This window comes from Hymenobacter swuensis DY53, from assembly GCF_000576555.1.
In the GTDB taxonomy this organism is placed as follows: domain Bacteria; phylum Bacteroidota; class Bacteroidia; order Cytophagales; family Hymenobacteraceae; genus Hymenobacter; species Hymenobacter swuensis.
The window spans coordinates 418,344-441,608 of the sequence record NZ_CP007145.1 but is presented as its reverse complement, the minus strand read 5'-3'; the positions used below and the strand labels follow the sequence as shown (position 1 = coordinate 441,608).

Genomic DNA, 23,265 nt, shown 5'->3' with positions numbered 1-23,265 from the left:
AGCAAGTTTATAAGTTCCCTTTATAGGTAGGCTGCTTCCAGAATTTGCTGCACCGTTCTGCCTATCTGTTGGCGGTCGAAGTCAGTACTGGCTACTTGCTGGCCCCGCGCACCGGCCGCCCGCAGTTCCTCAGGAACTTGAAACAGGTGGGCTAGCTTCTTCGCTAAAGCGGTAGCATCACTGGCGGGAGAATACCAGCCGCACTGCTGTTGCTCTACCAGACGCTTCGTCCAGCCGGGGTTCGTGACAATAACTGGCGTACCAACGGCTAGGCTGTCGTAGAACTTGGCGGGTGAATTAGCATCCAGTACTGGGAGGCCCAGAAAGGAAGCCACTGAGACATCGGCCAACTTAAACCAGGTGAAAACTGCGTGGCGCGGCTGCGGCGGCACCACCCGGATAAATGAATAGCGCAGCGCAGCCTGTTCCAGCAGCACATCGTAAAACCCGTGCCCCATGAATAGCCACACTACCTCAGGGCACATCGGAGCTAACTGAACAGCGGCATCTATCAGTAGCGGAATATCATTCGCCCGCCCGAAGGTGCCGGCGTAGAGCACTACCCGGCACCCTTGCAACTCCCATTGCCGGCGCAATTCCTCCACGGCCACGTCCGTTGCCTGCGCCGCCAGATCCAAATCGGTGCCGTTCAGCACGGTGGTAAGCTTCTCGGCAGGAATGCCTGACTGCCGCACGTATTCGGTCATGTCAGGCGAAAGGGGCAAAATATGTTGGGCCGACTGATACAGGCCGCGCTCCAGGGCATACAGGCTGCGCTGCGCCAGCCGGTTGGGCACCGCGCCCATAGCAATAGGAAAAGAAGGCCATAGATCCTGCACTTCAAACACCCACGGTACACGCCGCCAGCGGGCCACCTGAGCGGCCGCCCACGCCGCCGTCAGGGGCGTACTAATGCCCCAGATAACGTCGGGTTTGTCTATCCGCAGTCCTTCCCGCAGCGCATACGCCGCGTACTGCCCGAATGATAAAGCCCGCCGGGCCACACCCATGCGGTTGTCATAGGGCACCGCAGCGGCCCGCATTTCCACCCCTTCCGGCACCCACGGAAATTCTCGGGTCAGGCGCTGTTGCTCCCAGGTACGGGTGGTAATGAGCGTGATGCGGTGCGTTTTAGCCAGCTGCGTCAGCAACGAGTAATGCCGACTGGTAGCGGGGCAGTCGGGGTTGGTATGATACTGGCTGAAAACGGCAATGTGCATCTACTGGTGAGGGCTGAATGCTGAGCTATGGATTGTGAGCAGCTCTTCTCCTCGCTAAAATACGGTTCCCGTTGAGTCTCATTCTGCGCGCTAACTCACCTTGCCCCGGTTCACCTTGGGCCGGTAACGGGAGGCGTTGAGGATGCGCTGGGCATTCTTCTCAGCCATGAGCTGCGGAAGTGTTACACCAGGGTTTTCGGCCATGTATTTACGCACAATCTGCCAGCCAATCCACGCCCCTACCCGGCCAGGGCAAGTCTTGTCGATTTCCGGAATGTTGGGCCGCTCCCCGATGTACTTCTGAATGGTGAATGGGGCGGTATTATAGAGCAGGTTTTTCTCAATAAAATGCGCCCAGATTTTCCCTTCGTTGAAATGCACGCCGGCCATTTCCCGGTCACTGTAGCCAATGATAAGCGAATCGGGCGTGCAGGGCAGCACTTGCTCAGCAAAGTAGAGCGACTTGCCAAATTGCACCATCTCACTCAGCATGGTTTGGTTAGTAAGCTGCTTTTGGTTGTACTTGCTGCTGATAGCCAGCGCCACGGTAGGCACCAGATGCTCCTTGGTATAGCGCCGCTTGATGTACTCTGGCACATTGGGCCGGTAGCTGGCTTTAGGACCCACAAAAAAATCGGTACTGAGTACCAGGAGGCTGTCATTTACGAACAAATCCTGGCTCAGGCCGCTCACGAAGGTTTTGACGGGCGGCACCCGAAACTTCGGGAAGGAGTAGCGAATGTGCTGAAACATGGGCCGTAGCTGCTGTTCCAGCTGAGTGGCCTTGAAAGTAGTATCTGCCTGAGTGCCCAGCTGCTGGAGCTTTACATTGGTGGCCAACCGCGTGAGCGTGGCAGCCAATACCCCCACCGGATACTGTCCGCTCTGCAGAAACTGCCGGGCAAACAGGCCATTGTCCCGCAAAAAGCGGTCAGCATCGGCTGTAGTTTTGATCTGAAAGAAAGGTTTCTCCAGTCGCTCCAGGTTTACCGGGGCCGAAACTTTGGCTACTTCGGGGTTCAATTCACAGCTTTCCTGGCTGCGGCTACAGGCCAGCAGCCCAGTGGTGGCGGCCAGTACGGCCACCAGGGTACGCAAACGGGCAGGAATATGCATCACGCTTCTATCTTTGGGGCGAAATTAGCCAAATCCCAACGGCCGAGTGCCATGGCTTCGTGTTTCCCCTCATCGTAATTCCGTAGCTATCATGAAAAAAGCCCTGCTTGCCCTCTTTGTTAGCGGCGTCACCATCGGTGCGGCCTCCGCACAGGTTGAAATTGGTTTAAAGGTTTCTCCATCGGTTACGCACCTGCGCACCGACTCGCCCGCCGCCTACGGCTTCCAGAACGAGCAATCCAAGCTCGGCATCGGGGGCGGGATTATAGTGGATTACTTTTTCGGCCAGAATTACGCCTTCAGCACCGGCCTGGAACTTACGGGCAAAGGCGGCACCATCAGCTACTTTGATCCGGCCCGCAACGTGCGGGTGGAGCAGAAAGTCGGGCTGCAGTATTTGCAGGTGCCCCTCACAGTAAAACTGTTCACCAACGACATTGCTACCGACACCAAGCTGTATTTCCAGCTAGGCGGCTCGCTCAACGCTGCCATTGCCGGCCGTATTGATGGAGAAAAGCGCTTCACCGACCCTGGATCCAACACGCCTAACGTCGAAACCAAAGCGTCTAAATACGTCATCGTGCCGGATGCCGGTCTGCGGGCGGGTTTCGGCGTGGAGTATCAGCTGGGCCAGAGCACCAAAGTGCTGGCCGGCCTGAGCTACCACCGGGGCCTGCTCAACATCGACAACTACTTCGGTGACGAGCGAGGCTTCAAGGACGTGGAGCTAAAGAACAGCGAGTTTGCGCTGGATCTGGGGATTAAATTCTAATCCGACTTTAACCACTTACTGCAACACCCCGCCCGCAGCTGCTTTCCAGCACTGCGGGCGGGGTGTTGCAGTAAGTGGCGGATGAGTATCTGAAAGCAATGGTTTCTTACCGCTGCGCGACTTTAGCAGCAATGGGGGTGAGGAGCAGATTTGCGACCGGCTGGCGGTCCTACAGCCACCGAAAGACCCTGTACTGGCCCGCGTTCATAATCCGTAGCAGCGCAGCATCATATTTTGTTACGGCCCGCTCAGAGGTTGTGGTTTTCTGCTGTTACAGCTCCGTGAGCGTGGCGCGCCGGACCTCGCGGGCCTGCTTGCCGGACAACCGGAGTACGTCGGTGAGGTAGCAGGTTAGTTGCAGGAAACGAGCATTGAGTGCCGCATTGGCGGCGACAAGGGCCGCGCGTTGGGGCACCGGCAGCAGGGCCGTCTGGGCGCTGCAGATCAGCGAGAAAGGCAGCAATAAGGCGTAGAGAATTTGTTTCGTGGCAGCAGGTGCATAAGGGAGTAGCGAGCATCTTCAAGGTGGAAGACGTCTCAACTTTACCCGCTAGCCGTGCCCTGTTTTGCCGGTAGCAGCCCAACGCGGAGCCCAGCTTACCGAACTGCCGTCTTTTCTCTCCGAAAGATTTTCGCTATTCATCAATCAACAGGGCTGACGGGACCTGTGCGCAACCCAGAATCAAGCGGCATTCATCGAGCTAACATCTGGGTTCAGCCAGATGCGTCGAGCCTTAGTCGGCTCCTGTGTCCCGCTGAGCTTATCTTGCAAGCCATATAGTAAAGAGCTGGCAACTATTCTTTTTTGAGATTTTCCCCGGTCCCATCAGGCTCTTTTCGCGTCCTTTTAGTTATGCGCATATGCCCGCACCTTTTGCCTGTGTCATCGTTGATGACAACGAAATCAACCGCCTGACGCTGGAGCATCTGGTGGAGCTCACACCGGAGCTGGAACTCGTGGCCTCGCTACCTGGCAGCCTGGAAACCTTACAGTATTTCCGGGAGGGTGGCAACGCCGATTTGTTGCTACTCGATATAGAAATGCCCCACCTGACTGGCCTGGAACTGGCCCGCCTGCTGCCTCAACCAGCCCCAGCCATTATTATGGTTACCACCCACCGGGATTTTGCCGTGGATGCTTTCGAGCTGCAGGTAGCTGACTACCTGGTAAAACCTGTAAATCTGCCCCGTTTCACGCAGGCCATTATCCGGGTGCTAGACCGACAGAAGCCTAAGACCGGCCCCGCCCCTGCTGCCTCCGTAGAAGCGAAAGGCTCCGAACTGTTCATTAAAGTGGGCACGCGCATGCTCCGTCTCAATTTCGATGACGTACTATTCATCGAAGCCATGTCGACCTACTCTATTCTGGTCACGGACACGCAAAAGCACATTGTGTACCTCACGCTCAAAGCCTTGGCCGACCGGCTGCCGTTCGCGCATTTCGTGCGGGCTCACCGTAGCTATATTATCAACACCCAGCGCATCGATGCCATTGAAGATAACATGCTGGCGCTCGGGAAATACGAAGTACCCGTGGGCAAATCGTACCAGGAGGCATTTTACAGCCAGTTGCGGGGGCTGTAGGCGTTACGAGTTGGCAGGCAACTCCTGGCGTAGTTCGTGTAACGCACGCTTTACCTGGGCCACGAGGCGCGCCACCGCTTCGTGCAAAGGCCGGGCCTCTGTTCCGTGACCGGTTTCCAACTGCTCCAGCTGCTGCAGTGCCCCGGCTACCTCCCGTACGCCCAATGATTCTATCCCGGGCTTGATGTGATGCACGAGGGCAGCAACCTGCTGCCAGTCGCCGCTGGCGGCGGCAGCTTCCAGCTGTGCGATGCTGACAGGTACATTCGCCAGAAAGGAGCGGATAATCTTCCCCACAAACGCCTCCCGCCCGTGCGACAGAGCGCGGAGCTTGGTAAGGTCATAGCTGAGCGTGGTAACAGCGGGCGTGTTTGGCTCTTGTAGCAGGTTTTTCAGCTCTTGGTACAACTCTGCCTCCTCAAAAGGCTTGGCCAGGCAGGCGTTTATACCAGCTGCCAAGTACCGCGCATTATCAGCCCGAAAGGCATTGGCCGTAAGGGCCAGAATCGGGACGTTAGCCTGCCGGGCATCGGGCAGCTGCCGGATAATGGCTGTAGCATCCAAGCCGCTCATACCCGGCATCTGAATGTCCATTAATACGGCATCGTAGAGCTGCTGCTGATACATATCTACGCCCTGCTGGCCATTCTCAGCCTCATCCACCACAACGCCCCATTCCTCCAGCAGCATACGGGCTACGTCGCGGTTAATCTGATTGTCTTCTACCAGCAGCACGCGCCGACCATGCAACGCGCCGGTATTGTAAGATGACATAGCAGGAGCTTCCACCACGGCGGGCGTGCGCGGCAGAGCCAGCTGAAACCGGAATGTGCTGCCCTTGCCTACTTCACTTTCCACGGTAAGCACCCCGTTCAGCTGCTCCACAATGGCCCGCGAAATACTAAGCCCCAGTCCGGTTCCGCCAAAGTGCCGGGTAGTATCGGCATAGGCTTGGGTAAAGCCCTCAAAAATCCGGGCCCGTTGCGACTCTGGTATACCGATACCTGTATCTGTCACGGCAAACTCTACCGTCAATGTTTCTGGCGTTGAGTCTACCTGACGGCCTACTACATTAATGTGCCCGCCACGCTCCGTAAACTTCACGGCGTTGGCCATGAGGTTTATCAGGATCTGGTTGATGCGGTATGGGTCGCCTAGCACCCACGGCAGCGGGCACGACTCCTTCAGTAAAGTGCCCGATACAGTAATTCCCTTCTCAATGGCCTGGTGCATAAGCGGCTGTAGCGCCTCATTCATTGAGTCGCAGAGGTTGAAAGCCGTTTGCTCGAATTCCAGCTTACCCGACGTGATTTTAGCCATGTCCAGCACGTCATTGATAATGCTGAGCAAGTGCTGGCCGGAAGTCCGGATGATACGCAGCAAATCCTGCTGCCGGGTATCGAGGCGGGTTTTGCCCAACTGGGCAGCCATTCCCAGCACCCCATTCATTGGTGTCCGGATTTCGTGGCTCATGTTGGCCAAGAAGTTTTCCCGGGCCCGCACGGCAGCTTCGGCTTCATCCTTGGCGTGGTTCAGCTCCTGCTCCGCCAACATACGCTTGGTGATGTTCACCAGATACAGGTTCGCGTAACCTTCCTCCGGGAAAGGAGCCACAAATACCGCATAAAAGCTGGCTCCCACCGGAACATCTACCTGCCAGGGCGTATTCTGGCTTAGGGCTGCCGCTGCAAGCCGCTGGGCTTTTGTAAACAGGCGGTTCTGGTCCTTCTCCTCTAGACTGGCGTGCAGCACATTGGCCGCCGTATTGCTATACAGTACTTGCCCGTCGGCGTCAATGCGGAAAATAGGGTTGGGGTTCTGCCCTGGAATACTGGCTACCGCCCGTAGCTGCTCCGTGGCTCGTTGGTACTCCGTAGCATCACGCAACCGGATCAGGGTCCGGGCATTGAGCCCATCTATCTGCCGCACCGGCACAAAATCACGCTCCAGCACACGGCCGTCCTGCAGTTCTATCAGCTCATTAAACACTGGCTGTCCAGCCGCCCGCAAGGCATGCACCCGCTGCTCAAACATGACACTGTCTGCGGCCAGCGGCAACATCACAGCGGCCATTTCCTCCCACCTACGACCTAACCAGTAGTCGGCCGGTTCCTCTAACTCCCACAGCGCACAGAACCGTTCATTAACCAGCGCAATATGCCCCGTATGATCGGTCAGCAGAATTCCTTCCTGCAGGTGGTTTACCAGTTGCCCCAAACGGGCTTCGACTGTGCGAGCCTCTGCTCTCACTTGGCGCAGCTCCTGTTCCAACGCCTGAATCCGCTCGTGCGCTTGCGCCGCGTTTAGAAGATCAGGGGATACCGGGAGTAACGAATCCATTGCAGAAGGGTAAGGTGCTACGTCGAAAGTACGTTTAACCTCGCCGAACGGCCGGCATTTCTGGCTGAATGAACCGTTTTGCTATCCTAATATCCGCTTCCAATGGCTGAAAGACGGGAGCACCACCTTCTCTCGGTAACGGCTCGGCAGAACAACAAAAAGCCCGCCTTGCATCCAGCAAAGCGGGCTTTTCTTCTATCAGGAGGAGTTTTCTCGCAGAAAAAATCCGTCAGTCAATTATTTCCAGTTCCCGGTCCTGCAACCGGCTCATGGCCGCCGCGGCCGAATGCAGCTCGATTTCCTCGCCGTGCTCGTCCTCGATGCGGTACTCGGTGAGCCCCAGACTGGTGTCTTTCATCACCTTCACCCACTTGTAATACTTCAGGTACCATTTCATCTGCCGGCTTACTAACCCTTTGGTATAGTATGCATGTAGGAAAGGATGCACCGAAAGCGTAATACCCGACTGGTTTTGAGCTACCAGCAGGTCGTCAATGCTGTTGTCGATTTCGTCCGTCACGAGGATGGAAGCTGAAATCTTGCCCGTACCGCCGCAGGTGGGGCACACCTCGCCGGTTACAATGGCTTCGGCCGGCCGCACGCGCTGCCGGGTAATCTGAAGCAGGCCAAACTTGGTGATGGGCAGAATGGTATACCGGGCCTTATCATGTTTCATGATGCTGTGCACGGTATCCTCTACCTTTTTGCGGCTCTCGCCCGACTTCATATCAATGAAATCGACCACGATGATACCGCCCATGTCACGCAGCCGAAGCTGTCGGGCTACTTCTTTGGCGGCCGCGAGGTTCACATGCAGGGCTGTAGCCTCCTGGTCGCCTTCCTGGTTGCTCTTGTTACCGGAGTTTACGTCGATAACGTGCAGAGCTTCCGTATGTTCAATGACTAGATAACCGCCGCTGGGCACCGTCACGGTTTTGCCAAACAGCGTTTTCAGCTGCTTCTCAATACCGTGCTGCTCAAAGACTTTCACCTTGCCGGTGTGCAGCTTCAGGAGTCCCAACTTATCGGGCGCAATCTGCTGCAGGTAGCTGCGCATTTCTTCATACATCGGCGCCGAGTCCACGGTAATGGCATCGAACGACTCGTTGAGCATGTCGCGCAGCATGGAGGAGGTGCGGCCCAACTCACCCAGAATCTTGTCGTTAGGTTTCCCCGCCTTCAGGTTCTGGAACAAGGTGTTCCACTTCTCTACCATATTCTGCATATCCCGGTCGAGCTCAGCCACCTCGCGGCCCTCGGCCACGGTGCGGATAATCACGCCAAAATTGTCGGGCTTGATGGAAGCAATGAGCCGCTTGAGCCGCTCCCGCTCCGTCTTGCTGACAATCTTCTTGGATACGCTGATGGTGTTGGAAAACGGCACCAGCACTAGGTAACGGCCGGCCATGGAAATATCCATGGACAGGCGCGGCCCCTTGGTAGAAATCGGCTCCTTGATTATTTGTACCAGCAGCTGCTGGCCCTTCTTCAAGGCATTGTCGATTTTGCCGACTTTGTCGAGCGTCCCGTCAAACTCGAAAGTTTTCAGGGGGCCGACGGGTATTTTCTGCGATTGGACGCCTTTGCCCCACTTCACCAAGGAAGGAAAATTCTCCCCCAAGTCGCCGTAGTGCAAAAAGGCATCTTTTTGGTACCCGATGTCAATGAACGCGGCGTTCAGACCGGGCATAACTTTCTTGACCGTACCCAGGAAAATGTCACCAACCGAGTAGGCGGTGTCGTTGCGGTCGAAATGATATTCGATGAGCCGCTTGTCCTGTAGCAGGGCAATCCGTTCTCCGTCCTGAGTAGAATTAATGATTAATTCGTTACTCAATGGATTAAGCGGTTAGAATGGCTGCTGCCAAGAGTGCACCTGTTGCCGCTGCCCCCGAAACCCGTAAAGGGAAGCCAGCGCGCAAGGCACCGGCTTCCCTTCCAAGCCACGGGGAAAGCAAACTTATGGCCACTCTCAGAGAACCTAAGTGAGAGATAGACGGAGCTGTTTTCTACTGAAAAAATTCCGCCAGCAAACCCCGGGAGGGCTTACTTCTTCTTGTGACGGTTCTTGCGCAGACGCTTCTTCCGCTTGTGAGTGGCAATCTTATGACGCTTTCTCTTTTTACCGCAGGGCATGTTGATGTGGGTTAAGTGGTTGAATGATTTGTTTTGCTAGTTGGTAGTCGCTGGTTGGCAGTTGTCGGAAAAATCTAACAACTGCCAATCAGCAGCCGACAACTACTTTATTGCAGCTTTTTCAGCTCTTCATCCACCGAGGCGGCCAAGGCCGGATCGGGGCTGATGCTTTTGGCTTTCAGGAAGGCTTTTTTGGCCTCTTCCTTCGCGCCGGTTTTGGCTAACGTGACGCCAAGATAAAACTGTCCGTTGACGTTTTCGGGGTTTACTTTCGCTAACTCCTGAAAACGACCGACGGCTTTATCGAACTGTCCGCTCTGAATAGCCAGTAAGCCAAGGTTGTATAAGGCTTTTTCGTTACGCGGGTCAGCTGTCAGAACTTCCCGGATAAGCGTGATGCCCTGCACCGGATTGGCACTGGACATGTAGGCCATGCCCAGATTGGTCTTGGCATCGAGGTTGTCGGGGTTGTTTTTCAACACCTTTTCGTACAGCTCCATGCACTTCGACCCCAGCAGCTTCTGGCGCTCCTCGGTGGTAGCAAAGCTATACGCTTCAAAATACTCATCGGCAGCGCGCTTCCAAGTTTGCTCACCGGGGCGAACCATAGCCACCTGCTCCAGGTAGTACCCGGCGCTATCGAACCGCTCTACGGCCTTATACTTCTCAGCCAGCTGTTGCGCCAGGCGCAACTTAGCCGTCTGATCAGCCTCGGTCGTAAACTTACCTACCAGCGTGCTGATTTCGCGGCGCTGAGCGGCAGGCATAGTCATGTGGGGCTGTTCGGCGGTACCGCCTTCGTCGTGGCTGCCGGCCGGGTGGCCGTGCTCATCAAGACCGCTACCAGCCGTGGATGGTGCAGCCGCCCCATTGTCACGGTTGGCGGTACGGGCCGCAGTCTGAGCCAGGGTGCCCTTCCCTTCCTTTGGCTTCACAATTACCTTCGGCAACAAAAACAAACCGGCCACCAGCGCAAACGCCAGGGCCAGCACAAGTACTTGATGCTTGGAAGAAGAAGTGGTAGTTGCCATCAGCACGAAAAAAAAGCTGGCCGCCGAGGTTCCAAAAGGGAATTCCCGGCGGCACAGCCGGCAATATTACAACAATGGGTGCTTAGGCAGCCAGTTCTTTGATCTTCTTGCTGTTTTTGATCTTCCCGATGAAGGTCTTTGACGGCTTGAAGCTGGGGATGAAATGCTCGTCGATGATAATCGACGTGTTTTTCGAGATGTTGCGGGCTACTTTTTTAGCGCGCTTCTTGTTTACGAAAGAGCCAAAGCCACGCACGTAGATGTTGTTGCCATCTGCCATGGAGTCCTTCACGACTTTGAAGAAGGCTTCTACGGTAGCCGAAACGTCTGCTTTCTCGATGCCGGTCTTGTCGGCAATTTCGGCAATTACTTCTGCTTTAGTCACGCTGGTAAGTGTACTAGGGAGTGAAAAATATTCTGTTCGGCAAAATCATGCCATCCTTAAAACGTAAGCACTTGCCCGGTAAGAGTTTGCCTACGTTTTGAGGGGCACAAAGGTAGTCCCCTTTTTTGGTTTTACAAACCGTTTTCCTGCAATCCGCTTTAACCTCTGCGTTGCATCCAACTTATTCTTTCTCAAAGCCTTGCCTTCTCTCTTAACAGCCGCTCCTACTTCTTGGTTTGCTGCCGCTCTGCTCAATTGGTACCCCCGCCACCGCCGCGACCTGCCTTGGCGGCACACCCGCGACCCGTACTCCATCTGGTTATCGGAGGTGATTCTGCAGCAAACCCGCGTGAAACAGGGCCTCCCCTACTACCTGGATTTCGTCACGACTTATCCTACCGTGCAGGACCTGGCAGCTGCCCCACAGGATGAGGTGCTGCGCCATTGGCAGGGCCTGGGCTATTATTCCCGAGCCCGCAACATGCACCATACAGCTCAGCAGGTGGTGCAGGAATACGGCGGGCAGTTTCCCGGCTCGTACCAAGAGTTGCTGAAGCTGCGGGGCGTGGGCCAGTATACGGCCGCGGCCATTGCCTCCTTTGCCTACGATGAACAGGTGGCGGTGCTTGATGGCAACGTGTTCCGGGTGCTAGCGCGGGTGTTTGGCTTCACCCAAGATATTGCCGCGCCGGCCAGCCGCAAAGTGTTTCAGCAACTGGCCGATACGCTGATTCCGGCCGATCAACCGGCGGAGTTCAACCAAGCTATTATGGAATTTGGGGCCATTCAGTGCACCCCAGCTAAGCCCGACTGCCTGTTTTGCCCGCTGCAACAGCAGTGCTTTGCCTTTCAACACGGCATGGTACAGGAACTGCCGGTGAAAAGCAAAGCCAAGGCCGCACGCACCCGCTACTTCCACTACCTGGTGCTCCGCTACGCCGATACGATATACCTGCGTAAGCGCGGCCCCAAGGATATCTGGGAGGGTCTCTATGACTTTGCTTTGCACGAAACCGAATCGGCGGAGCTGCCGGTAGTGGACGTGGTGCAGGTAGTGGAAAACCTTGGTGGCTGCGTGGCCGCCAACTGGGCCGAGGAGCCGACGGGCGCGCTGCGTCACGTCCTGAGCCACCAGAAGGTAGAGGCGAAGTTTCACACGGTGTGGCTGAGCGAACCGCTGCCACCCGCTAGCCTAGCTGCAACCAGCCTGGCACCATACCGTGCGACAGAAATTGAGGAACTCCCTAAGTCCATTCTTATAACTAATTACATTAGCAATTTAGACATTTAAGCATCTAATATATTTGGCAAATAATATCACATTTACTATCTTTATAGGACAGTACCCAAATTCTATTTTTTTACTCTCAACTACTTCTCCGTAAAGCGTATGGCAAGCGTAAACAAAGTCATCCTGATTGGCCATTTGGGCAAAGACCCCGAAGTACGGCATCTGGAAGGTGGCAACTCGGTAGCTAACTTTACCATGGCAACCAATGAGTACTATAAGGACAAGCAGGGCAACCGCGTGGAGCGCACCGAATGGCACACTATTGCTGCCTGGCGTGGACTGGCTGAGCTGGCCGAAAAGTACCTGCGCAAAGGTCAGCAGGTGTACGTGGAGGGCCGCATCCGCACCCGCCAGTACCAGGATAAGGACAACCAGACACGCTACGTGACGGAAATTGTGGCCGAGGAGATTTCCCTGCTCGGGGGCCGCCCGCACACCGAGGGTCAGCCAGCTGCTACAACAGCGGCGGCCGAAGCACCGGTTACTTTCCAGCAGGAGCCGGAGTTGGACCAACTGCCGTTTTAATCAGCCTTTTTTTTATCAACAACCCCGTTGGAACTACGCGTTCTGGCGGGGTTTTCGTTGCGCGGAGTTTTCTGGGCCGACGAAAACGGATGGGCGTTGCGCCAGTTTCTTGGCTACCTTTACTGCTTCATTCGTCCCGCTTCCGCATGGCCGTTTCCCTCTTTTTGCGCGCCGCTGCAGCGGTAAGCACGTTGCTGACGTTGGCCGCCGGCTGCACATCGGCACCCGATTTCACGCCCAAACCCAAAGGTTACAACCGCATCGACCTGCCGCCGCATGCCTACCAGCAGCTGGCCCCCGGCCGGCCGTACACGTTCGAGTATTCGCGCCACGCCAAAATTCTGCGCGACTCCTCCTACTTGGCCCAGCCAAACTGGATCAATGTGTACTACCCGCAGCTCAAGGCCAACGTGCAGATTACCTACGCCGACCTGAAGGGCCGGCCGCAGTTGTACAGCAAGCTGCTGGAAGACGCCCGCAAACTCACCAGCAAGCACGAAATCAAGGCTACGGCCATTGATGAAACCATGCTCAAAACGCCTCACGGTATGCGCGTAGCCGTATTTGAGCTGCAGGGTGAGGTACCCAGCCAGTTTCAGTTTTATACCACCGATAGCACCCGCCATTTCTTCCGGGGCGCACTCTACTTCCGTACCGCCACCGCCAACGACTCGCTGGCCCCGGTGATTGAGTACGTGAAGCAGGATGTGGTACGGCTGCTGAATACGCTGAAATACAAGTAACTGTCAAATTGTTGAACTGGTGAATGGCTGCCTACCTGATAGAGGGCGAAAGCCCTTCAGCCATTCAGCAATCCAGCCATTTTCCCTTGAGTAACTTCTTTCAGACCAAACTAGAATATCTGCGGGGCGTGGGCCTGCAACGGGCGCAGTTGCTGCAAAAGGAACTTAATCTGTTCACGTACGGCGACCTGATCCAGCGCTACCCGTTCCGCTACCTCGACCGCACCCAGTTCTACAACATCTGTGACCTGCACGACGACCTGCCGTTTGTGCAGGTGAAGGGCATTCTGCGCAACCGCGAAGTGGTGGGCGAGGGCCCCAAGAAGCGCATGGTAGCCAAAGTAGCCGACGCCAGTGGCGAGCTGGAGCTCGTGTGGTTTAAAGGCGTGAACTACCTGGAAAAGGTGATTAAGAACCACCAAGAGTACATCGTGTTCGGCAAGCCCACGATGTTCAATGGCCGCCCCCAGATGGCGCACCCGGAGATGGAGGAAGTAGCTGAGCAGAAGGTTGGTCAGAGTTACCTCCAGCCAGTATACAACACCTCCGAGAAGCTCAAGAACTACCACCGCGTCGATAGCAAGGCCATCATGCGCATGGTGGCCGATCTGCTGAAGATTGCCCTGCCCCAGGTACAGGAAACCCTGTCACCGGCCCTGATTCAGCAGTATGCGCTGATGGACAAGGCCACGGCCATTCAGCAGATTCACTTTCCGCAGAGCACCGAACTGCTCCAGACGGCGCGCTTCCGGCTCAAATTTGAGGAGCTGTTTTACGTGCAGCTTAAGCTGCTACGCCAGCGCGACCAGCGCAAAGTCACGCTGGCCGGTCAGGTTTTCAAGGAAGTACCCACGCTGGTGCACTTCTACAAAAACGTGCTGCCCTTCGACCTTACCGGAGCCCAGAAACGCGTCATCCACGACATCTATAAAGACTTCTGCGCCGGCCAGCAGATGAACCGGCTGCTGCAGGGCGACGTGGGCTCGGGCAAAACCATTGTGGCCTTTATCAGCATGCTCATGGCCGCCGACAACGGCGCCCAAAGCTGCCTGATGGCCCCCACTGAAATCCTGGCCGACCAGCACTACGTGGGCTTGAAGGGCTTTGCCGACTTGCTGGGGCTGAAAATCGGGAAGCTTACGGGCAGCAGCCGCACCGCCGAGCGACGCGTGCTGCACGAGCAGCTACGCTCTGGCGAGATGAATATGCTGGTGGGCACGCACGCCCTGCTCGAAGACGTAGTGCAGTTCAAAAACCTGGGCCTCACCATCATGGACGAGCAGCACCGCTTCGGGGTAGCGCAGCGGTCCAAGCTCTGGCAGAAAAACCCCCACGTTATTCCGCATGTGCTGGTGATGACGGCCACGCCCATTCCGCGCACCCTGGCCATGACGCTCTACGGCGACCTGGACGTGTCAGTGATTGACGAGCTTCCGGCCGGCCGTAAGCCCATCGTCACGGTGCACCGCTTCGATTCCAACCGCCTCAAGGTGTTCGGCTTTTTGCGCGACCAGATCAAGCTGGGCCGGCAGGTGTACATCGTGTACCCGCTCATTGAGGAAAGCGAAATGATGGCCGACTACAAAGACCTCATGGACGGCTACGAAAGCATTGCGCGGGCCTTCCCCGAGTTTCAGATCAGCATCGTGCACGGCCGCATGAGCGCCGCCGAGAAGGACGCGGAAATGCAGCGCTTCGTGAAAAACGAAACCCAGATTATGGTCGCCACCACCGTAATTGAGGTAGGCGTGAACGTACCTAACGCCTCCGTGATGGTGATTGAAAGCACCGAGCGGTTCGGCCTCTCGCAGTTGCACCAGCTACGCGGCCGCGTAGGCCGGGGTGCCGACCAGAGCTACTGCATCCTGATGAGCGGCTACAAGCTCAGCAAGGATTCGCGCACCCGCATCGAAACGATGGTGCGCACCAACAACGGCTTCGAAATTGCCGACATCGACCTGAAGCTGCGCGGCCCCGGCGACCTGATGGGTACCCAGCAAAGCGGTGTCCTCGACCTGCTCATTGCCGATTTGGCCAAGGATGGCCGCATCCTGAGCGAAAGCCGCGCCGCTGCCCAAGCCATCCTGACCGAGGACCCCGAGCTGGTAAAGCCCGAAAACCAGGCCATCCGCCGCCACATCGAGAGTTTACCTGCTACAGCTGTGAACTGGAGCCGCATCAGCTAAGCGCCACCGTAAGTATTACGTGCAAACAACGGCCCGGCGACCAACTGTTGTAGTTGGAGCCGGGCCGTTGTTGAAAACAGTGAGCCGTGAAAAAGGCGGCTTTTACAAAAATTCGCCTGATGTGGACCCTATTCCATGGTGTTTGCTGTCACGGCAGCCGGGGCGGTAGCTTGCCAGAAGCGCGATCCACCGCCCTCAATCTTTCGCTTGACGGAAGTAGTGTGGTGAAAGAATGAAGCGTTCTGCACAGGCAGCTGCAGGGTGGAATTACCGGCCTTGGCTACAGAAGCAGTTACAGAGGCGGATTGATTGATCTTACCTATCACAACAAGCGAAAGCATAAGAGAGAAACGTAGTAAAGACTTCATAGAGGGCTACCGGTTTTAAGCAGTTCCGGGCGTTCGACAAATTTCAGACCAAGAAGGCTGGAATCCTAGAAACGACTGAAACAAATACAAAAAAAACAAGAAAAAAGCCTTTACAACACTATCAGCGGCTTTATAATGAGCGGGAAAACAGGACAATGTATATATAAAATTTACATTTTATATATACATATTTTCCTTTTCTCTCCACTATTCGGAAAGCGAGCCACAGGCTTTATTTCCGGCAAAAAGAATCTATTTAGCCCTCACATAAAGCCTTTTAGGCATTAAAAAAGCATGAATATTCTCTTTGTAGGCCTTTGAATATCGTTGCAAAGCGGGGGGTGTACGGAGTGCGGCCGAAGTTGGATACCTTTGGAGAGTACATTTTTATGCGCTGAGTCCGCTCATTCACCTAACTGTCTTTGCCCGTGCGTTTTTCGTTTTTGTTCACGTCTGGTTTTTGTCTGGCCACGTTGTTTTCTAATGGGACTCAGGCTTTAGCACAACGAGTTAAGTCAGCTGCCTTCAGCTATTTACCAGAGCAGACTGAGGACCGGTACAACCAACGAGTTAGCAGCAAGACGCTGGCTTTGCCAGGGGGAGGATTCGTAATCCTAGCGCATAAGTCGGCCACGGAGTATGCCGTTGAACGGTATGATGCAGATATAAAACGCCTGTGGAGCACAACCTTACCCTTGGCGGCCGGCGAAGCTATTGATGGGTTCGGCCGGGGTAATGGGCAGGTCACGGTACTGGTTCACCAAAATACCGGTGCCGCGCAGCAACTCATCGGCTACTCCCTGGACATAGCCAGCGGGCAGAAGGCCCCGGTCAAAAAACTCACGGAAGCCGGGGCGCGTGACCGTCGTCCGGGTGCTGGCTTCTCCCCCGATGGCACCAAGCTAGTAGTATGGCGCTACCTCACGCAGGGTGCCCAAATCAAAGCTATCAGCGCCAGCGTATACGACGAGAAACTTACCAAGCTGAAGGACCGCACCTATGATTTCCACGACCAAGGCGGCTTCTTTTCTACCACCGTACACGTGGGCAACGACGGCTCCCAACTGGTTACGCTGGTAGGTGACGAGATGAAAAAGCTGACCGTACGCCGCTACCGCAACGATTCGCCCGACGTGAAGGTGATGTCGGTATCGGTAGGCGGTACATTCGGAGGCAAGGTGGTAAACGTGTTTGACTCCCGCTTCCGCCTGCTACCCGATAACACGCTGTACGCCGCTGCCATCTGCAACGAGCGGGAAACCGGCCTTTATCACAGCCTGAAAGTGGTGAAGTTTGATTTCTCGGCTGAGGGCGACATGAAATTCGCACCCGAGTTCAAGTTCTCGCCCGAGTACCTGGCCGAAGTCAACAAAGCCAACGGCAGCACCGCCAAGCGCCTCGAAGACGTGTACCTCACCGACCTGCTGCTCACCGACGACAAGCAGCTGGTGGTGGCGGCCGAGAAGAAGTATGAGGAAGGCGGCGACGACTCACCCGGCCACACCCGCGAACTGCATTTATTCGGCTACAACGAGTTTCAGACGCCCACCTGGCACAGCATCATTGGTAAGGACCAGGTAGCTCCCGCCACGGAAGGCTACAGCAGCATTGGCTACCGGGCGGCCGTGTTCGGGCCCGAGGTGCAGGTGGTGACCTGGGAGAAGCTCAAGAACAAATCGGACCTGTACCTGCGCCGCGTGAACGTGCAGACGGGCGTGGTATCGGAGCCGAAAGGCTTGGGTTTGAACGTGGCCTCGGACCAGAACCCCTCCTATGTGAAGGATTTCACGGCCTGGCTGGATGCCAAAACCCTCATCGGCGTGAGCCGCCCCAGCAAAAAATCAGCGGCCCTCATGCTGAATAAGATTGTGGTTAAATAAATCACAGATGGTGCAGATGGCACTGATGCCGCAGATCTGTTCCAATGAAAAAGCCGCTCCTGATTCTTCAGAAGCGGCTTTTTCGTGAGCGGATGTTCCTGTTGGCTTACGGGAAGATGCCAAGCGACTGGTAACTGACGCCGATTTTCTCGATGGCGCTGTAGAAGGCGGCGGTGCGCAGATCGGTGATACCCTCCACGTCGTCCATCACCTTGCGGATGGACTGGTAGGCGGTAATCATGGTGTCCTCGAGGCCGGAGTGTACCAAGTCGATTTCGTCGGCGCCGTGTACGATGAGCTGGCGCTCCTGGGGGCTAATGATTTTGCCGGTGGTGCGCTCAATGGTTTCCACCAGCCGGCGCATTGCACCTTCCTCGGCCCGCTTGCCCATGCGTCCAAAGCGCACATTCGACAGGTTTTTCAGCCACTCGAAGTACGATACCGTTACGCCGCCAGCGTTGAGGTAGAGGTCGGGCAGAATGATGACGCCCTTGGCCAGTAGAATTTGCTCGGCGGCCTGGGTGGTGGGGCCGTTAGCGCCTTCAGCAATGATTTTGGCCTTGATACGGTCAGCGTTGCCTTCGTGGATCTGGTTTTCCAGCGCAGCCGGAATCAGCACGTCGCACTCCCGCTCCAGCAGGTCCAGCGACTCGGCCACGTCCTCGGCCCCGGCGAAGCCCAGTACCGAGCCCGTTTGTTGGCGATGCTGAAACAGGGCTTCCACATCGAGGCCGGCTTCGCTGAACACGCCGCCTTCCCGCTCGGCAATACCGATGATGAGGGCGCCGGCTTCCTGGCAGAACTTGGCCGCGTAGTAGCCCACGTTGCCCAGCCCCTGCACGATGATACGCTTGCCGGCCACGCCGCTGCTCAGGCCCACTTTGGCTAGCATCGGCTCGTCCAGCAGCAACTCGCGCAGGCCGTAGAACACGCCCAGGCCCGTGGCCTCGGTCCGCCCCCGGATGCCCCCCTGCCCCACCGGCTTGCCGGTTACGCAGCCCAGCGCATTGGTGTCGCCATACTTGAATGTCTGGTAGGTATCGGCAATCCAGGCCATTTCGCGGCTGCCGGTGCCGTAGTCGGGGGCCGGCACGTCCATGCCGGGACCGATGAGGTTCTTTTTGATCAGCTCCGTGGCGTAGCGCCGCGTCACGCGCTCCAAGATATTCACGGGCGTGGTGCGCGGGTTGATTTTCACGCCGCCTTTCGCACCGCCGAAGGGCACGTCCACCAGGGCACACTTGAACGTCATCAGGGTCGCCAGGGCCATTACCTCCTCCTCATCCACGTACACGCTGTAGCGGATGCCGCCCTTGCTGGGCAGCTTGTGGTGGCTATGCTGCACCCGGATGCCTTCGAACACCTGCACGTGGCCGTCTACTTCCACTGGGAAGTTGACCTTGTAGATGCTGTTGCAGGCCCGGATCTGGGCGATAATGCCGGGGTCGAGCTTGGAGAAGCTGGCTGCGTGGTCGTAAAACCGCAGCACGCTCTCGTAAAAGTCTTTGCCCTGTACCTGTTCGTTGGCCATAAGTGGATGGAGTTGAAGGTGGGAGATGTATCAGCAAACGGCAGCCCGGCCGCTGGCGTTGTGCTGAGTCATGTTTTTCAGGCCGCCAGAACGAGGTAGAGACGCGACATTTCGCGTCTCTGCGTTGAACGACCGGAATACCGCCAGCTAGGCAGCGACCGTAACAAAGTCAGCAACGACGAGACGCGAAGTGTCGCGTCTCTACCTCGTTCTGGCGGCCCCACCCAGATTCCTCCCTTCGGTCGGAATGACAACCGGCCCAAAACGCAGCAAGCCGCCCCCGAAACGGGAGCGGCTTGCGGTTTCTCAGATTCTCATCGGTTTCACGGTTCGCAGGAAGCGCCTGCCAGCACCGCCCGCAACATCCGCGAAATCCGATGAATCCGGCTAAATCCGTGATTTAGTAGGCGTACTCGTTGGCGGCAATCAGCTTGTCGGCGATGCGGCGACGAGCTTCTTTGGCGTTGTAGAGGTCGGCTTTGGTGAAGCGCTTTAGGCCCATGGCCAGCAGACGCTGCTCGTCACCCTCGGTCATGGTGCCGATGGCGTCCTTGCCGAACTTATTCACCTGATCCACGGTGTCGTAGAGGTACACGCGGGCAATGTCGATCTGCGTCGAAACGGCCTCCTCGCCTTTAGCGGCGGCTTCTTTCTCCACGCGCAGCAGCGTGCTTTCGGCGGTGTACACCTTGATGGCCATGTCGGCAATGTTCATCAGTACTTCCTGCTCCTTGGCGAGCGAGTTCATGTACTTCTGCACGGCCGTACCGGCTACCATCAGGATGGCCTTTTTCAGCTTGGCAATGGTCTTTTTCTCGGCGGCGAACAGGCCGGTTTCTTCTTCCAAGTTGAAGTCCGGAATAGCCATCAGCTCCTGCTGCACGGCCTGGGCCGGGCCCATCAGATCCAGCTCGCCTTTCAGACCCTTTTTCAGGATCATGTCCACGAGCAGCATGCGGTTGATTTCGTTGGTGCCCTCGAAGATGCGGTTGATGCGCGAATCCCGGTAAGCGCGGTCCATCGGGTAGTCGGCCGAGAAGCCATAGCCACCGTAGATCTGCACGCCTTCGTCCACCACGTAGTCGAGCACTTCCGAGCCTTCTACTTTCAGCAGAGCGCACTCCACGGCAAACTCGCGGGCGGCACCCAGCAGAGCCTCGTTGTGGCTCTGGCCTTTGCCGAGCAGCTCCTGCTCCATGCGGTAGATGTCCATGCCGGCGCGGTAAATAGCCGATTCTACGGCGTAGATCCGCACAGCCTGCTGGGCCAGCTTGTACTTGATAGCGCCGAACTTGCTGATGGGCAGCTTGAACTGCACCCGCTCGTTGGCATATTTCACGCTCAGCGTGGAAGCCATTTTGGTAGCACCCAGGCAAGCGGCCGCCAGCTTGATGCGGCCGATGTTCAGGATGTTGAAGGCAATGAGGTGGCCTTTGCCAATCTCGCCCAGCACCGCCGATTTCGGCACTTTCACGTCGGACAGGAACACCTGGCGGGTCGAGGAACCCTTGATACCCATCTTGTGCTCCTCGTTGCCGAGGCTCAGGCCAGGCGTTTCTTTCTCGATGATGAAGCCGGTGAACTTATCACCGTCCACCTGGGCAAACACGATGAATACGTCGGCGAAACCACCGTTCGTAATCCACATTTTCTGGCCGTTGAGCACGTAATGCTCGCCGTCCTCGGTGGGCATGGCTTTGGTTTTGGCGCCTAGGGCGTCGGAACCGGAGCCGGGCTCGGTGAGGCAGTAGGCACCCATCAGCTCGCCGTTGGTGAGGCCGGGCAGGTACTTGGCTTTCTGCTCCTCGTTGCCGAAGTATAGAATAGGCAGCATGGCAATGCCGGTGTGGGCCGCGAAAGCCACCGGGAACGAGTGGCCACCACCCACACCCTCCGTCACGCGCAGCGACGTGGGGAAGTCCATGTCCAACCCGCCGTACTGCTCGGGAATGCTCACGCCGAACAGGCCCAGCTCGCCGGCCTTTTCCATCAGGCCGCGCATGAGGCCTTCCTCGTGGTTATCGAGGCGGTCCAGCAGCGGCGTCACCTCCTTCTCCACGAAGTCGAGAGCGGTCTGGTGCATCATGTTCTGCTCCTCCGAAAAATCGGCGGGCGTAAATACGTCCTGGGCGTCGGTTTCCTTGATGATAAACTCGCCGCCTTTCACAAGTTGGTTGGTTACTTCCATGACCGGGTGAGGGTTGATGTGGGAAAATTCGAAGTCAAAAAGAAGAGGAACTACTCGGCTTACCTACTATTTACCGGCAAGTAAGCTCCGTTGTTTTGTCGTACCGAAAGATACAAAAATTTGTTATGCTTGCCGACTAGTTCACGAAAAGAAAACCCCGGATCAGCGGGGAAATCTTTGTCAACCGTCTGTCATCCTGAGCGGAGCGGAGGACCTTATCGCATTATAACGATTCGTTCTGGCGTGATAAGGTCCTTCTCTCCGCTCAGGATGACAAATCAGTTACCGGAACTTTGGCTTGTGCCGTGAGCGGCTGAGTTTTCCGTCCGAAGCTGGGCTTCGGGCCGCCCACGGCACAAGCTAAAGCGTGTGCTACTTCAGCAATTCGTAGATGCCAGCTACGCCCTGGCCGCCGCCTACGCAGGCGGTTACCATGCCGTACTTCTGGCCCCGGGCGCGCAGCTCGTGGAACAGCTGGATGCTGAGCTTGGCACCGGAGCAGCCCAGCGGGTGACCGAGGGCAATGGCGCCGCCGTTCACGTTCACTTTGCTCTGGTCCATGTCCAGCTCGCGCATCACGGCGAGGCTCTGGGAGGCGAAGGCCTCGTTCAGCTCAAACAGGTCGATGTCCTGGAGCTTCATGCCGGCCTGGCGCAGCGCCTTCGGCACGGCCTTAATGGGGCCCATGCCCATGATGCGCGGGTCGATGCCTTCGGTGGCGTAGGTCACCATGCGGGCAATCGGCTCCAGGTTCAGCTCCTTCACCATGCGCTCCGACATCACAATGACGAAGGCGGCCCCGTCGGAAGTCTGCGAGGAGTTACCAGCCGTTACCGAGCCGTTGGCGGCAAACACGGGGCGCAACTTGCCCAGGGCTTCCAGGGAGGTATCGGCGCGGGGGCCTTCGTCGGTATCGACTACGAACGAGCGGTTTTTCTTTTTGCCGGTGGCCTGGTCGAGGTAGGTTTCCTCCACGGTTACGGGCACAATCTGCTCCTTGAACTTGCCTTCCTGGATGGCTTTGATGGCCTTCTGGTGCGAGTTGTAGGCAAACTGGTCCTGGTCTTCGCGGGTGATGCCGTAATCCTGGGCCACGGCTTCGGCGGTGAGGCCCATACCGAGGTAGTAATCAGGATGCTGCTGGGCGAGCTTGTAGTTGGGCACGGTTTTCCAGCCCACGGTGGGCACCAGGCTCATGCTTTCGGTACCACCGGCCACGATGCAGTCGGCCATGCCGGCGGCAATTTTACCGGCGGCCATGGCAATGGTTTCCACGCCGGAACCGCAGTAGCGGTTCACGATGAGGCCCGACACGTTCATCGGCAAAGCCAGCAGCGAAATCAGACGGCCCATCTGCAGGCCCTGTTCGGCCTCCGGCACGGCGTTGCCCACAATCACGTCGTCGATGCGGGTTGGGTCCAGCTGGGGCACCGAGGCCACCAAGTGCTTGATGACGTCGGCGGCGAGGTCATCGGGACGGGTGAAGCGGAAACCGCCACGGTTGGCTTTGCCAACGGCCGTACGGTAACCGGCTACGATATATGCGTTCATGTTAGTAGAAGTTAGAGGTGAGAACTTAGAGCTTAGACTCTGGTGGTTAGTTCTCAGATTGAAGACTTTTTTGAAAGCCGTAGAGCATCTTTTGCAGTTCTACCAACTCACTTACCACGGCTTGTAATCGGGTTTCATCTAAGTATCCGAACTCAGCCGCCAGCAGAAACTGGGTTTCTAACTCGTAGGCTGAACCGGTGGCAATTGAAAGAAACTGTCCGAAATCTTTTGCTGAACCACGCCCAACTCCTTCAGCAATGTTTGAAGGAATAGAAACAGCAGCCCGGCGCATCTGCGAGGTTAGCCCGAACCGTTCGTCAGGCGGAAACAGCACGCAGCATTGATAAGTGAGCTTGGTAATCAGCATCGCCTTCTGCCAGATTTTTAAATCCCGAAAACGATGCCGACTTACCATACA

General features: G+C 56.7%; 19 protein-coding genes. 7 read left to right on the top strand and 12 right to left on the bottom strand.

What is annotated here, in order from left to right:
* Positions 1-20: 20 nt before the first annotated feature.
* Positions 21-1,220 carry a glycosyltransferase family 4 protein gene (locus HSW_RS03380; protein ID WP_044000832.1) on the bottom strand — a complete coding sequence of 400 codons (1,200 nt, stop codon included), beginning with the start codon at positions 1,218-1,220 and terminating at the stop codon, positions 21-23.
* Between the two features lie 90 nt (positions 1,221-1,310).
* Positions 1,311-2,336, bottom strand: a complete 1,026-nt coding sequence (gene gldB / locus HSW_RS03375) for a gliding motility lipoprotein GldB (protein ID WP_052346064.1) — start codon at positions 2,334-2,336, stop codon at positions 1,311-1,313.
* Positions 2,337-2,427: 91 nt separating this feature from the next.
* Here gldB and HSW_RS03370 point away from each other — a divergent pair, with 91 nt between their 5' ends.
* Entirely contained in the window at positions 2,428-3,108 is a 681-nt protein-coding gene (locus tag HSW_RS03370; RefSeq protein WP_044000831.1) for a porin family protein, read from the top strand.
* 271 nt (positions 3,109-3,379) lie between these two features.
* Here HSW_RS03370 and HSW_RS03365 read toward each other — a convergent pair whose 3' ends face one another.
* Positions 3,380-3,571: a hypothetical protein gene (locus tag HSW_RS03365; protein WP_044000830.1), complete on the bottom strand. Its 192-nt coding sequence runs from the start codon at positions 3,569-3,571 to the stop codon at positions 3,380-3,382.
* Positions 3,572-3,969: 398 nt separating this feature from the next.
* On the opposite strand from HSW_RS03365, the gene HSW_RS03360 reads away from it, so the two are divergent.
* Complete coding sequence (locus HSW_RS03360) at positions 3,970-4,692, top strand: LytR/AlgR family response regulator transcription factor (RefSeq protein ID WP_044000829.1); 723 nt, start codon at positions 3,970-3,972, stop codon at positions 4,690-4,692.
* 3 nt (positions 4,693-4,695) lie between these two features.
* Here the strand turns inward: HSW_RS03360 and HSW_RS03355 are convergent, their stop codons facing one another.
* The 4 genes from HSW_RS03355 to HSW_RS03340 all read right to left on the bottom strand — a co-directional run bounded on the left by HSW_RS03355 (position 4,696) and on the right by HSW_RS03340 (position 10,584).
* Complete coding sequence (locus tag HSW_RS03355; RefSeq protein WP_071883055.1) at positions 4,696-7,032, bottom strand: ATP-binding protein; 2,337 nt, start codon at positions 7,030-7,032, stop codon at positions 4,696-4,698.
* Between the two features lie 229 nt (positions 7,033-7,261).
* The gene (locus tag HSW_RS03350; protein WP_044000828.1) at positions 7,262-8,869 is read right to left on the bottom strand and encodes an Rne/Rng family ribonuclease; all 1,608 of its coding nucleotides are present in this window, start codon (positions 8,867-8,869) and stop codon (positions 7,262-7,264) included.
* A 406-nt stretch (positions 8,870-9,275) separates the two neighbouring features.
* Complete coding sequence (locus HSW_RS03345) at positions 9,276-10,199, bottom strand: tetratricopeptide repeat protein (RefSeq protein ID WP_231501349.1); 924 nt, start codon at positions 10,197-10,199, stop codon at positions 9,276-9,278.
* A gap of 82 nt (positions 10,200-10,281) precedes the next feature.
* Entirely contained in the window at positions 10,282-10,584 is a 303-nt protein-coding gene (locus HSW_RS03340; protein ID WP_044000827.1) for an HU family DNA-binding protein, read from the bottom strand.
* A 199-nt stretch (positions 10,585-10,783) separates the two neighbouring features.
* Here HSW_RS03340 and mutY point away from each other — a divergent pair, with 199 nt between their 5' ends.
* From mutY to recG, 4 genes are all read left to right on the top strand, one after another.
* Positions 10,784-11,875 (top strand): A/G-specific adenine glycosylase, encoded by a 1,092-nt coding sequence (mutY, locus tag HSW_RS03335; RefSeq protein WP_044000826.1) that lies wholly within the window; start codon positions 10,784-10,786, stop codon positions 11,873-11,875.
* A gap of 99 nt (positions 11,876-11,974) precedes the next feature.
* Complete coding sequence (locus HSW_RS03330; protein WP_044000825.1) at positions 11,975-12,400, top strand: single-stranded DNA-binding protein; 426 nt, start codon at positions 11,975-11,977, stop codon at positions 12,398-12,400.
* 146 nt (positions 12,401-12,546) lie between these two features.
* Positions 12,547-13,143 (top strand): gliding motility lipoprotein GldD, encoded by a 597-nt coding sequence (gene gldD / locus HSW_RS03325; RefSeq protein ID WP_044000824.1) that lies wholly within the window; start codon positions 12,547-12,549, stop codon positions 13,141-13,143.
* Between the two features lie 86 nt (positions 13,144-13,229).
* A complete protein-coding gene (gene recG / locus HSW_RS03320) occupies positions 13,230-15,329 on the top strand; it encodes an ATP-dependent DNA helicase RecG (RefSeq protein WP_044004056.1) in 2,100 nt (699 codons plus the stop codon).
* A 128-nt stretch (positions 15,330-15,457) separates the two neighbouring features.
* On the opposite strand, the gene HSW_RS03315 is transcribed toward recG, so the two are convergent.
* Positions 15,458-15,697, bottom strand: coding sequence for a hypothetical protein (locus HSW_RS03315; RefSeq protein ID WP_155832802.1), 240 nt, complete (start codon positions 15,695-15,697; stop codon positions 15,458-15,460).
* 695 nt (positions 15,698-16,392) lie between these two features.
* On the opposite strand from HSW_RS03315, the gene HSW_RS03310 reads away from it, so the two are divergent.
* A complete protein-coding gene (locus tag HSW_RS03310; protein ID WP_044000822.1) occupies positions 16,393-17,577 on the top strand; it encodes a hypothetical protein in 1,185 nt (394 codons plus the stop codon).
* 106 nt (positions 17,578-17,683) lie between these two features.
* Here the strand turns inward: HSW_RS03310 and HSW_RS03305 are convergent, their stop codons facing one another.
* The 4 genes from HSW_RS03305 to HSW_RS03290 all read right to left on the bottom strand — a co-directional run bounded on the left by HSW_RS03305 (position 17,684) and on the right by HSW_RS03290 (position 23,262).
* Positions 17,684-19,108 carry a Glu/Leu/Phe/Val family dehydrogenase gene (locus HSW_RS03305; protein WP_044000821.1) on the bottom strand — a complete coding sequence of 475 codons (1,425 nt, stop codon included), beginning with the start codon at positions 19,106-19,108 and terminating at the stop codon, positions 17,684-17,686.
* 400 nt (positions 19,109-19,508) lie between these two features.
* Positions 19,509-21,296, bottom strand: a complete 1,788-nt coding sequence (locus tag HSW_RS03300) for an acyl-CoA dehydrogenase family protein (protein ID WP_044000820.1) — start codon at positions 21,294-21,296, stop codon at positions 19,509-19,511.
* Between the two features lie 372 nt (positions 21,297-21,668).
* Entirely contained in the window at positions 21,669-22,847 is a 1,179-nt protein-coding gene (locus tag HSW_RS03295) for an acetyl-CoA C-acyltransferase (protein WP_044000819.1), read from the bottom strand.
* Between the two features lie 46 nt (positions 22,848-22,893).
* On the bottom strand, positions 22,894-23,262 hold the full coding sequence (locus HSW_RS03290) for a four helix bundle protein (protein ID WP_044000818.1): 369 nt from the start codon (positions 23,260-23,262) through the stop codon (positions 22,894-22,896).
* Between the last annotated feature and the right edge of the window lie 3 nt (positions 23,263-23,265).

Excerpts from the sequence above, each read along its gene's own strand:
- HSW_RS03380 (WP_044000832.1), bottom strand. The coding sequence starts at position 1,220 with ATGCACATTGCCGTTTTCAGCCAGTATCATACCAACCCCGACTGCCCC.
- gldB (WP_052346064.1), bottom strand. The coding sequence starts at position 2,336 with ATGCATATTCCTGCCCGTTTGCGTACCCTGGTGGCCGTACTGGCCGCC.
- HSW_RS03370 (WP_044000831.1), top strand. The coding sequence starts at position 2,428 with ATGAAAAAAGCCCTGCTTGCCCTCTTTGTTAGCGGCGTCACCATCGGT.
- HSW_RS03360 (WP_044000829.1), top strand. The coding sequence starts at position 3,970 with ATGCCCGCACCTTTTGCCTGTGTCATCGTTGATGACAACGAAATCAAC.
- HSW_RS03355 (WP_071883055.1), bottom strand. The coding sequence starts at position 7,032 with ATGGATTCGTTACTCCCGGTATCCCCTGATCTTCTAAACGCGGCGCAA.
- HSW_RS03345 (WP_231501349.1), bottom strand. The coding sequence starts at position 10,199 with ATGGCAACTACCACTTCTTCTTCCAAGCATCAAGTACTTGTGCTGGCC.
- HSW_RS03330 (WP_044000825.1), top strand. The coding sequence starts at position 11,975 with ATGGCAAGCGTAAACAAAGTCATCCTGATTGGCCATTTGGGCAAAGAC.
- gldD (WP_044000824.1), top strand. The coding sequence starts at position 12,547 with ATGGCCGTTTCCCTCTTTTTGCGCGCCGCTGCAGCGGTAAGCACGTTG.
- HSW_RS03315 (WP_155832802.1), bottom strand. The coding sequence starts at position 15,697 with ATGAAGTCTTTACTACGTTTCTCTCTTATGCTTTCGCTTGTTGTGATA.
- HSW_RS03305 (WP_044000821.1), bottom strand. The coding sequence starts at position 19,108 with ATGGCCAACGAACAGGTACAGGGCAAAGACTTTTACGAGAGCGTGCTG.
- HSW_RS03300 (WP_044000820.1), bottom strand. The coding sequence starts at position 21,296 with ATGGAAGTAACCAACCAACTTGTGAAAGGCGGCGAGTTTATCATCAAG.
- HSW_RS03295 (WP_044000819.1), bottom strand. The coding sequence starts at position 22,847 with ATGAACGCATATATCGTAGCCGGTTACCGTACGGCCGTTGGCAAAGCC.
- HSW_RS03290 (WP_044000818.1), bottom strand. The coding sequence starts at position 23,262 with ATGGTAAGTCGGCATCGTTTTCGGGATTTAAAAATCTGGCAGAAGGCG.